The organism is Peribacillus sp. NPDC058002 (assembly GCF_042886655.1).
GTDB classification, from domain to species: Bacteria; Bacillota; Bacilli; order Bacillales; family DSM-1321; genus Peribacillus; species Peribacillus aracenensis.
Window position 1 is genome coordinate 1 of the sequence record NZ_JBHVQU010000134.1, and the last position, 10,131, is coordinate 10,131.

Annotated in this window: 12 protein-coding genes; 1 reads left to right on the forward strand and 11 read right to left on the reverse strand. The window is 42.7% G+C overall.

Translation table 11 applies throughout. From position 1 onward, the window contains the following. From ACFVSH_RS18630 to ACFVSH_RS18640, 3 genes are all read right to left on the reverse strand, one after another. Positions 1 to 568 (reverse strand): ribonuclease E/G (locus tag ACFVSH_RS18630; protein ID WP_387707261.1); only part of this gene is annotated, 568 nt, incomplete at its 3' end. Between the two features lie 42 nt (positions 569 to 610). Then, positions 611 to 1,477: a M50 family metallopeptidase gene (locus ACFVSH_RS18635; protein ID WP_192205953.1), complete on the reverse strand. Its 867-nt coding sequence runs from the start codon at positions 1,475 to 1,477 to the stop codon at positions 611 to 613. Then, positions 1,470 to 2,219, reverse strand: coding sequence for a peptidoglycan DD-metalloendopeptidase family protein (locus tag ACFVSH_RS18640; protein ID WP_387604482.1), 750 nt, complete (start codon positions 2,217 to 2,219; stop codon positions 1,470 to 1,472). Before ACFVSH_RS18640 ends, ACFVSH_RS18635 begins: the two co-directional genes overlap by 8 nt. A 258-nt stretch (positions 2,220 to 2,477) precedes the next feature. Between ACFVSH_RS18640 and ACFVSH_RS18645 the strand changes: the two genes are divergently transcribed. After that, positions 2,478 to 2,921 (forward strand): S1 domain-containing RNA-binding protein, encoded by a 444-nt coding sequence (locus tag ACFVSH_RS18645; RefSeq protein WP_034308861.1) that lies wholly within the window; start codon positions 2,478 to 2,480, stop codon positions 2,919 to 2,921. A gap of 126 nt (positions 2,922 to 3,047) precedes the next feature. Here the strand turns inward: ACFVSH_RS18645 and minD are convergent, their stop codons facing one another. The 8 genes from minD to ACFVSH_RS18685 form a co-directional block, all read right to left on the reverse strand. After that, positions 3,048 to 3,851, reverse strand: a complete 804-nt coding sequence (gene minD, locus ACFVSH_RS18650) for a septum site-determining protein MinD (protein ID WP_063594290.1) — start codon at positions 3,849 to 3,851, stop codon at positions 3,048 to 3,050. 2 nt (positions 3,852 to 3,853) lie between these two features. After that, entirely contained in the window at positions 3,854 to 4,537 is a 684-nt protein-coding gene (minC, locus tag ACFVSH_RS18655; RefSeq protein WP_063232834.1) for a septum site-determining protein MinC, read from the reverse strand. A gap of 117 nt (positions 4,538 to 4,654) precedes the next feature. Beyond that, positions 4,655 to 5,173 (reverse strand): rod shape-determining protein MreD, encoded by a 519-nt coding sequence (gene mreD, locus ACFVSH_RS18660; protein WP_192205957.1) that lies wholly within the window; start codon positions 5,171 to 5,173, stop codon positions 4,655 to 4,657. Beyond that, complete coding sequence (gene mreC, locus ACFVSH_RS18665; RefSeq protein WP_387707263.1) at positions 5,170 to 6,042, reverse strand: rod shape-determining protein MreC; 873 nt, start codon at positions 6,040 to 6,042, stop codon at positions 5,170 to 5,172. Before mreC ends, mreD begins: the two co-directional genes overlap by 4 nt. Positions 6,043 to 6,178: 136 nt before the next feature. Further along, on the reverse strand, positions 6,179 to 7,198 hold the full coding sequence (locus ACFVSH_RS18670; RefSeq protein ID WP_034308871.1) for a rod shape-determining protein: 1,020 nt from the start codon (positions 7,196 to 7,198) through the stop codon (positions 6,179 to 6,181). Between the two features lie 149 nt (positions 7,199 to 7,347). Then, the gene (radC, locus tag ACFVSH_RS18675; protein ID WP_192207990.1) at positions 7,348 to 8,022 is read right to left on the reverse strand and encodes a RadC family protein; all 675 of its coding nucleotides are present in this window, start codon (positions 8,020 to 8,022) and stop codon (positions 7,348 to 7,350) included. Positions 8,023 to 8,087: 65 nt separating this feature from the next. Then, positions 8,088 to 8,657: a Maf family protein gene (locus tag ACFVSH_RS18680; RefSeq protein ID WP_192205958.1), complete on the reverse strand. Its 570-nt coding sequence runs from the start codon at positions 8,655 to 8,657 to the stop codon at positions 8,088 to 8,090. Positions 8,658 to 8,848: 191 nt separating this feature from the next. Continuing rightward, entirely contained in the window at positions 8,849 to 9,823 is a 975-nt protein-coding gene (locus ACFVSH_RS18685; RefSeq protein ID WP_387707265.1) for a hypothetical protein, read from the reverse strand. Positions 9,824 to 10,131 lie beyond the last annotated feature (308 nt).

A 10,131-nucleotide genomic window follows, 5' to 3' on the forward strand; every position in this document is an offset into this window, starting at 1 on the left:
GCCCTTTATAGAGCTCGCGCAATCCAGTTAACCTGTCAAGGAATACCGCTTCACTTTCGTTCTCCATCGAGGTGCGGACAATCAATCCCTCATCAGCATTTTTATACTGCAAGGCCGTTTCCCGCCACTGCTTTTGAAGATCATCGTTTTTGAATTTCTTTGAAACACCAACATAATCTATTCCATGTATGTATACGAGGGATTCTGTTGAAAACTCGATCAGCCCAGTCAATTTAGCTCCTTTAGTGCCCGTTTCATCCCGAGTCACCTGAACTAGCAGCTTTTCTCCCTGATGGACAAATTGACCGATGGATGCTTTCCCATCCGTTTTTTTTGTCTGCTGGAAAGAGGGAATCTCGTCACGGTGTAAAAAACCATTCCTCTCTGCACCATAATCAATGAAGACGGCATCCATTCCCGGTAAAACCTTCGTCACTTTCCCAAGATAAATATTGCCGACCGTACTGCGCTTTTGAGGCGGCATGATTTCAAGTTTACGTAAAACACCATTCTCAAGTACGGCCACTCTTTTTTCGCGTGAAGCTAAGTTCGCGATCATTTTTTTCATCAAAAAAAATCCTCTCCTCAATTTGAAGAAAGGATAACATATTTAATAAGAATATAATAGGTCGCCGATTTTCCCGTTTGTCATTTTCTCGGAAAAATAGGCGTGAAGGATTTCCGTTTCATCCAACGAGCCGGTCTCTTTCCCGTTTTTCATGATGATGACGGGGTGTTTACAACCGCGTTGAAACAGTTCCAGCACTTTAAAAATCGGTTCTTGTGAATCCACCGAGATCGGCTTCAGTTTCGCTAAATCATTCGTATGCCCATAATGGCGCTGCAAAAGAAAACGGATGAAAGCGTAATACCTCTGCCGCCATTCCATGACCAGTGAGAGACTTATGAAAAAGATGATGAGCCAGATGTTCAAATTGAGCGGATCCAGAATGATCCAGGTCACAAAAGCCAGGACTGCGAATACTGCAGAAAAGTGAAGTGTATGTTTCTGCGCTTCCAGAAAGGTGCAGTATAGGGATACACCGATGAATAGCAGCCGTCCCCCGTCCAAGGGCCAAATTGGCAGCAGATTAAAAATCAGCAGCATAAGATTCATATACAAAAAGGGCTGATACAGCTCATATGGGATGATAGAAAAGAAATAGAGCAAAAAAGCTGCACCAATGAGCCAAACATGTTGAAGCGGACCGGCAAGCACCACCGCCAAATCCTCCTTCAAGCTCTTATTTCCGTACTCCTCAGTCTCGACAGCCCCGCCAAAAGGAAGAAGCTGGATTGACTTTATCCGCCATTTGAAATGCTGGGCACAGACAGCATGCCCCATTTCATGAATGAAGACGATGAGCAACAGCATCATCACTTCAACGAAATGGGCAGTGAGGATGGCGATGCCAATGACAAACCACAATGTCGGGTGCACCCTGATTTTAAACAGTAATTTTCCATATTCACTCAAAGGAAATCACCTTTTTAGGATCGACGAAAGCATCATTTTCTTTTATCGCCAAATAAAATCTTCCCTTGGATCCATCTTCACTTAGTGTAACCTGTCCGACTTCATTGCCCTTTTTAACGAACTCATACAATTTCACATCAATTCCTTCCAGCTGCCCATACCAAGACTCACTTTTATTGGCATGCTGAATGACGACCGTCTTTCCAATCCCCTCCTTTTCACCGGCAAAGATGACTACCCCTTCATTGACGGCCTCGACCTTTGAGCCTTTGCTCGTTTCCAATATGATTCCCTCACCGTTCGTCTCGAAGTTTTGGGTAATTTTCGCAGAGGCTGGCATTGCATATTCTTCATTCGAATCAACAGTTTTCTTATCGGCCTCATTCGGTAAAAAAGCGATCGGTTTACCAAACGCACTTTCATACCAGTTGGAGATTGAAGCGAACTGAAATTCCTTGTTCATGTTCTCCGTGACAAAACTTCTGGCAGGGTCCAGCCGCACAGAAGGGTGTTTGAACATCACGGCGATAATCAGGAACAGGCATACACTGGCAAGGATTTTAAAGAAAAAATATTCTTTCTTGAAAAGCGGATGATCTTTCTCGGAATATCCGTTATATGAATCAATCCCATATGGTTCTTCATTGTTGATCTCCGTCCAACTGCTGCCACCTGCCGGTTTATCATTGAACTTGCGTCTCTTGGCGATACGATTTCGGATATCTTTCCTGCGATCATCCATTCCAGATTCCCCCCCTGCTCATGTCAAAGCGCTATATTACAGCGTATGAGCAACTTGTCCAGACTATGACGGAGAAAAGATTTTCTTTCTGCACTTCCCTAAAAAAATTTTTTCAATGAAAAATCATCCGTAAATTTATGAATTACCAAGGGGGATTCGGATATCGTTTCAGAAAATCGAATAATTGAGATTGATATTGTCCCCCGAAATTTGTTATAATAAAGTGGTTTTAACATTATTGAGGGGGAACGTTTTTTTATGTCAATCGAAATAGGCAGCAAAGTACAAGGTAAAGTAACAGGTATCACTAATTTTGGAGCATTCGTAGAATTACCAGGAGGCTCAACAGGTCTTGTGCATATCAGTGAGGTAGCAGATAGCTATGTAAAAGACGTAAATGACCATCTTAAAGTAGGCGACCAAATTGAAGTAAAAGTGATTAGTGAGAAAGACGGAAAAACTGCCTTGTCCATCAAAAAGGCTATAGATAGACCCGAAGGGCAAACCTCTTCTTATACCAAACGCCCACCACGCCAAGGGGATAGCCGTTCTAAAGATTTTCGTTCAAAAGGTAATTTTCAACCAAAGGAAAATTTCGAAGATAAAATGGTTCGCTTTTTAAAGACTAGTGAAGAAAATTTATCGACTCTTAAACGCAGCACAGAATCAAAACGCGGCGGCAGAGGCGGAAGACGCGGATAAACCGCGCTGCATTTTTAGCATATAGATCAGGCAAGCCAATATGGCTTGCCTTTTTTATTTTGTAAGAAGCATAAAAAAAAGCGAGGGCATCAAATGCACCCCGCTTCCTGACAAAAGAATATAGATTTACCGCACGCTAAAGAATTTTTTCAATTTGGATATGAAGCCCTTTGGTTCGCTGCCAATTGGAGTCAAGGGCACAGATTCACCAAGGATTCTTCTGGCAATGTTCCGATAGGCAAGCGAAACTCTATTGTCCGGATTATAGGCAATGGGTTCCTTTTTATTCGCTGCCACAATGACTTGGTCATCATCAGGAATGACGCCGATCAAATCAATCTTAAGAAAATCGGCAACACCATCGATATCCATTTCTTCATCCTCATGTAGCAAATGGCCGCGTATCCGGTTGATGATCAATTGAGGCGGTTCAATATGCTCTTCTTTTTCAAGCAAGCCAATAATACGGTCGGCATCCCTGACAGCCGGTCTCTCTGCAGTCGTAACGATGATTGCCTTATCCGCCCCAGCTATGGCATTCCTGAAGCCCTGTTCAATGCCTGCAGGGCAATCAATGATGACATAATCATAGTCAGGCTTCATATCGCTTATGAGTTTCCTCATCTGCTCTTCGTTCACCACTGTTTTATCACTATTTTGCGGAGCTGGAAGCAAGTAAAGCAAATCCTCGAAATGTTTGTCCTTAATGAGCGCCTGGTGTATCTTACAGCGCCCTTCGACCACATCGACCAAATCATAGATGATGCGATTTTCCAATCCCATGATCACATCCAAATTCCGAAGACCAATATCCGTATCAATCAAGCAAACCTTCTTGCCTAGAAGAGCTAAAGATGTTCCTAAATTGGCGGAGGTGGTCGTTTTCCCGACACCACCCTTACCGGATGTTATAACTATTGCCTCTCCCACGATTAGAGACCCCCTTCTAATCTATTTAAATTAGGTCTATATTTCTTTAAGACTTGCAGTTTTTCTATTATGATATTTTCTTCTTCATCCATGAAGGCACATTCCAAGTCATGTCCCCATTTCGTATATTGGTCAGGAGATAAATTCACTTGTCCAGCAATGCGCAGCTGGGCAGGCTTCATGACAGAGGCTGCTATTATGGCCTCATTATTCCCTTTATAACCGGCATGGGCTATTCCCTTTAGCTGTCCCATGATATATATGTTGCCACCCGCACGAACCGTACCGTCGGGATTGACATCCCCAATTAAAAGTAAGTCTCCGGGAACTTCAAAAACCTGTCCCGACCTTATGACCTTGGTCACGGTCGTCACTTGGTTTTCATCTTTCCATCGTTTCGCTTCATCCTTCGTCAGGACATTCGAAATCATCTCATCCACGAAAAGCTTCTTCTTTTTATGGATGACCTCTTTAATCTTTTCTTCTTGTTGTTCATCAAGATAGCGGTTCCCTGTATGTACTTTTACGGAAATGGACGGGTCATTTTCTTGAAACTGATAGTTTGCCGAAAGCTTCACTTCTAACTCTTTCAATAATTCGGAAAATGAGCAAGAATCATCGAGATGAAGCATAAACCCGTCTTTTGTTCCCTTAATCATGACATTTTGCTGAATTCTTTTATTCATGACGTTTGTTTCACCTCAATGAAATATAATTCGACATAGGAAAACAAATTTCCTTTTTTCTACGTACAAGGAAAAGGGAAAATACATTTCCCCCCTGCTTCTTAAGACACAGGAACGTTATTCCGTTTCTCCTTGCAAATCAAGCTTTTCAATCATTCTTTTTAAAGGATAGCAGCTGATGATAATAAACGCTAGATTCAATAATAATGTCGGAATCAATCTCCGTTCCGCAAATTCACCAAATCCCATATCTGCAAAAGATAGGATGATATTCATCTGAAAGATGACAACCTCTAAAACTGCCGTGGATAAAAGCGCAGTAAGGCAGGCGATCAATATGTTATTTTGCAGGATTTTCATGCTTTTCGATATCAGATAGGCGAGAAAAGGCAGCAGGAACATGTAAATCCCCAGGATTTCCGTATATACAACATCATAAGTCAACCCAAGAATCGCCCCATAAAGCATACCCATTTTCCTGGATCCGTACATGGTCAGGAAAAAAACGAAAATCATCATGAAATGGGGCACGAGTATCTTATCGGACCCGAATGCATCTCCAGCGAACATCTGGGCGAAGATGCTTTCAAAAACAAAAAAAACCAAGGCTATAAAAGAAAGGATGAAATATCTCACTCAGCTCCATCCTCCCCTTCACTTTCTTTCGGTACACCGTCCACTTCGCGCTGAACGACCATAACATTATTAATATCATAAAAATCCGTCGAAGGTTCAATATATGCGGTCTGGTTCAATCCATATTGATCCACTTTTACATCGACAACTTTCCCGATCAGCAGACCTTTCGGAAAGATCCCGCCATAACCGGATGTGATGACCAATGAATTTTTCTTGATCTTTTTATCATATGGAATCCGTTTCATCAGCAAAAGGTTCTTTTTATCATCGAACCCTTCAATCAAGCCATATGCTTTATCATCACCTTGAATGATGGCCGAGACGCGGTTGGCTTTATCGATCGAACTTAAAAGTTGAACCGAGGCCGTGAAATCCGTCGCTGATTTCACCTTACCGACTAACCCATTGGATGTGATGACTGCCATGTTTTTTTCTACCCCATTACGCTTCCCCTTATTGATCGTCAGCATTTCATGCCAGCGGTCGGGATTACGGCCAATGACCGTCGCCTGAGTTGGCGAATATTTCCGCAGGTCATCTTCTTTTTTGAGGTTATCGCGAAGTTCTTCATTTTCTTCCTTTAAATCCTGGACTTGGGTTTTCAATAATACATATTCATCCAAGCGGGCTTTCAATTTTCTGTTTTCATCGTATGTATGTTGAAGGTCTTTTAAGCCCCCTACAAAACCTGTTATACCCGATACTGGCTTATTAAACACATTACCTACCCAGCCTGTCGTATCTTTCAGGAATTGCTCCGGCCAAGTCAACTCTTCTCTCTCCCTTAATGAAAAACCGATCAATGCCACGAGAACGATAATACTAACGAGCAAGAGAAGGAGCTTTTTATTAAAAAACTGTGGCATGGTGATTACACCTCTATCTAAAAATTTACTCTATGGTTTTAAACTTACACTATGGATTTAATTAAACTGTAGAACATAAGAAAACCGGCTCAAAATTGCACCTTTTGTTGAGCCGGCCCTATTTGAGAAGTAATGCTTATCGCGAATCTCTTGATTTAGTCTTGAATAAATGAATGTGGTCCAGCGCTTTTCCCGTTCCGATTGCAACACAATCCAGTGGATTCTCAGCGATGATCACCGGCATTTGCGTTTCTTCACTGATGACTTTATCCAAATTGCGCAGCAAAGCACCCCCGCCTGTCAATACAATGCCTCTGTCCATGATGTCAGCGGCCAATTCAGGTGGTGTTTTCTCTAAAGTGTTTTTCACGGAATCCACAATTGCAGAAACTGTGTCGCTTAATGCTTTGGATATTTCTTCAGCTGTGATTTCGATTGTTTTCGGTAATCCAGTCAATAGGTCACGTCCGCGAATTTCCATGTTTTCTACGCCTTCCGTGTCACCGGCAGAACCAATTTCCATCTTGATCGCTTCAGCAGTACGCTCACCGATCATCAAATTGTAGTTCTTACGGATGTAAACGATAATGGCATCATCCATTTCATCACCGGCAATACGGATCGATTGGCTTGTAACGATTCCGCCAAGGGAAATGATTGCCACTTCCGTCGTTCCTCCGCCGATATCAACGACCATGCTTCCTGTAGGCTCCCAAACCGGAAGGTCTGCACCGATCGCTGCTGCAAACGGTTCTTCGATAGGATATGCGTCCCGTGCTCCAGCTTGTCTAGCTGCATCGATGACTGCACGCTGCTCAACTGCCGTAATTCCAGAAGGCACACAAATCATGACATATGGCTTATTGCCGAATACACCCTTCTTTTGAGCTTCCTTCATATAGTACTTCATCATGGTAGCCGTCGTTTCATAATCAGCAATGACTCCATCCTTCATCGGGCGAAGGGCAACCACGTTACCAGGTGTACGGCCGATCATGTTTTTCGCATCGTTTCCGACTGCAACGATTTGCTTTGTATCTGTTTGCACAGCTACAACCGATGGTTCACGTACCGCGATGCCTTTTCCTTTCACATAAACAAGCGTATTCGCCGTTCCTAAATCAATCCCTATATCTCTAGCGCCAATTCCAAACATTATGGTATCTCCCTTTCGTAAACAAAAATGCCTTTTTATAAGTTCAAATAATAATTTGTCGTTTTTTGACAATAAGACCCTTTGAAAAAGTTTCCTCTTTTAAAAATCATAAACAATATTATATCGTATCGTCAAAAAATTTGATAGTGTCATAAATAACCTTTTTCCTTCAAACTAACATATTTATGCTCCCCGATAATGATGTGGTCCAATACTTCAATCCCGATTATTTTACCACATTCGACTAACCTTTTCGTCACTTCAATATCTTCTCTGCTGGGAGAGGGGTCTCCGGAGGGGTGGTTATGAAGACAGATGATAGAGGCGGCGGACCTTTTGAAAGCCTCTTTAAAGATCTCGCGCGGATGCACGATCGATGCATTGAGGCTGCCGATGAATACCGTAGTTTTTTGAAGCACTTGATTTTTCGTATTTAAATAGAGACAGACGAAATGTTCCTGTGATAAAAACCGCATTTCTTCCATGCAATAGTTGGCTCCATCTTCAGGAGACCGAATCACATACCGGTCTTGATCATTCAAATTGTTAATTCTCCTGCCAAGTTCGACAGAGGCCAGGATTTGAATCGCTTTTGCTTCACCAATCCCTTTGATCACGGTCAGTTCTTCCACTGAGGCTTCTTTTAACAAGCGCAGGCCCTTGAAGGAATTGATGAGCCTGCCGGATAGTTGCAGGACTGATTCCTCCCTTGACCCAGTCCTGAGCAGCAAAGCAAGCAATTCCTGATTGGAGAGACTTTGCGGCCCGTCCTGGAGAAACCTTTCGCGCGGCCGCTCTTCTTTCGGGTAATCCCGTATTAACATTTTTTCGCTCAAAAGATCAACCCTTTCTTAATAAAAGGGAAGATGCCAGACGAAATCAAATTATCTTATCCTAACTCTTCCTGCATCGCTTTAAGTTCCCGGGCCAGTCTTGAGACCGGAAGCCCGACGACTGAGAAATAGTCTCCTTTGATTTGTTCGACAAGAAGAGATCCGTATCCTTGAATCCCATAGCCGCCAGCTTTGTCAAAGGGTTCCCCGCTATCCAGATAACGTTCGATTTCAGCTTCTGGCAGCTCCCAAAATGTCACTTCCGTTTTTTCTGCGAATACTCTGCGATGCTTGCCGAATAGGATGGCGACACCTGTGTATACTTCATGTGTCCGTCCTGATAACATTTCCAGCATTCTTTTTCCATCCGCCCGGCTTGTCGGCTTACCCAATATCTCACCATCAAGGACAACAACGGTATCCGAGCCGATCACCCAGCTTTCCTGAAACTTTGCTGCGATGGCTTCCGCTTTACGGGATGCCAGTTCTTTCACCGCTGCATCAGGACACATGTTTTCATCAATACTTTCATCGACATTGGAATTCATGCTTTCAAAGGGGATTTGAAGAAATTGTAGAAGTTCTTTACGACGTGGTGAAGAAGAAGCTAAAATCAATGGCTGCATAATAAAAAGTCACCTTTCTTTACATAGGGAGATACAATATCTATCCTATCAAATTATGTTGCAATCCACAATTATTGTTTACTAGGAATCGACAAAAGCCTGTAAGTATTTCCCGGAAAATAAAAAAGGTGTCACAGATGGTTTCATATTGGGGAGCTTGTCCCATTAGGCAGCCCCCCTTTTTTCATTCCTTAACTCGATATATTTTGGAAATTCAATAAAAAATCAAGCAGGCTTTTTTGAGCCTGGAATAGCTTTTCTTCATTTTTGGAAGTCCCATATTCGTCAATCGACTTGGCGGCAGCAGTCAGGTCATCGTTCATTTTCGAAAACTCCGGCGATAATTTCACCGCCTTCAGTTCATCCATATTTTTTTTCAAGGTTCCTTCGTTTACCGCCCCTTCCTTTCCACGAAGTTTAGTTGCGGATGTTTCTGCCAATGAAGCATATACTGCCTTCATCTTATCGAGGGTTTTCTCATCTTCCGGGCTTGTCCCGGTTGCTTCTAAATTGATTTCCTTCCAATATACGTCCACATCATAGGACTTTAAGAACAAGGCCAGCTCCTTACTTGCAGCTAGACTCTCTGCCGATCCCAAGAATAGATAATAGCTGTCTTCCAATTTGAAAATTTCAGCAGGAACCTGCTTTTCAATGATTTTCTTTTGTATTTGCCTTGCTGCATCCTCGCTGCTGAATACTCCTCCCTGTACAAGGAATGTCTTCAGCTGGTTTCCTGGTTCAGTCACTGCCGCTTTTTTATCCTCAACGGTGGCTTCCGTTGGAATCGAGGTCTCGACCGAAGATACTTCTGCTTTTTCCTTTGTAATTGTTTTAACGGCGATCAAGCCGAGAATCGACCCAAAAAAAACGGCACAAATGACAGCGATCATGAATGTCTTGATCGGCCTTTTATCCTGGCTTTTCAGCGAACTGGTGCCAAAACCGATGAACTTCGGCATTTTCTTCTTCGGCGGTGAGGGAACCAATACGATTTTGTTTTCGTTTGAATCCTCAGGGAGTATCCATTCGAAACTCTCATCTGTGTGTTCCTGTTCGTGCTCCTTACTCGCCGCCTCTTGACTTTCAATCTTTTTATCTGGAAATACTTTTTCTTCCCCATTTATTTTAATCGTTACACCCTTGCTTTGTTCCGGCTTGCCCAATTTTTTTCCTCCCCTCCAAATCATTTTTTTCATCCTAACATAGAGGTAAAAAAAAATAACAAGACTTTTGTCGTCTTGTCATTAATAGGTTTCGTCAAATTTCCCTATTCATATATGGGTAGCCAACCAAGGTTTCCAAGGTACTGGTACTTCCGGTTCATGTACCATTCAATATCGCCACTCACCAATTACATATATTCCTCTTTCATGTCATCTACACTTGCAGCCATTTGGGGATAGTTCCCTACTTCGCTATTGTTCAGGTGATTTTTGACAAATTCCTCCTGCATTAGGATGGCCCTTTAAGC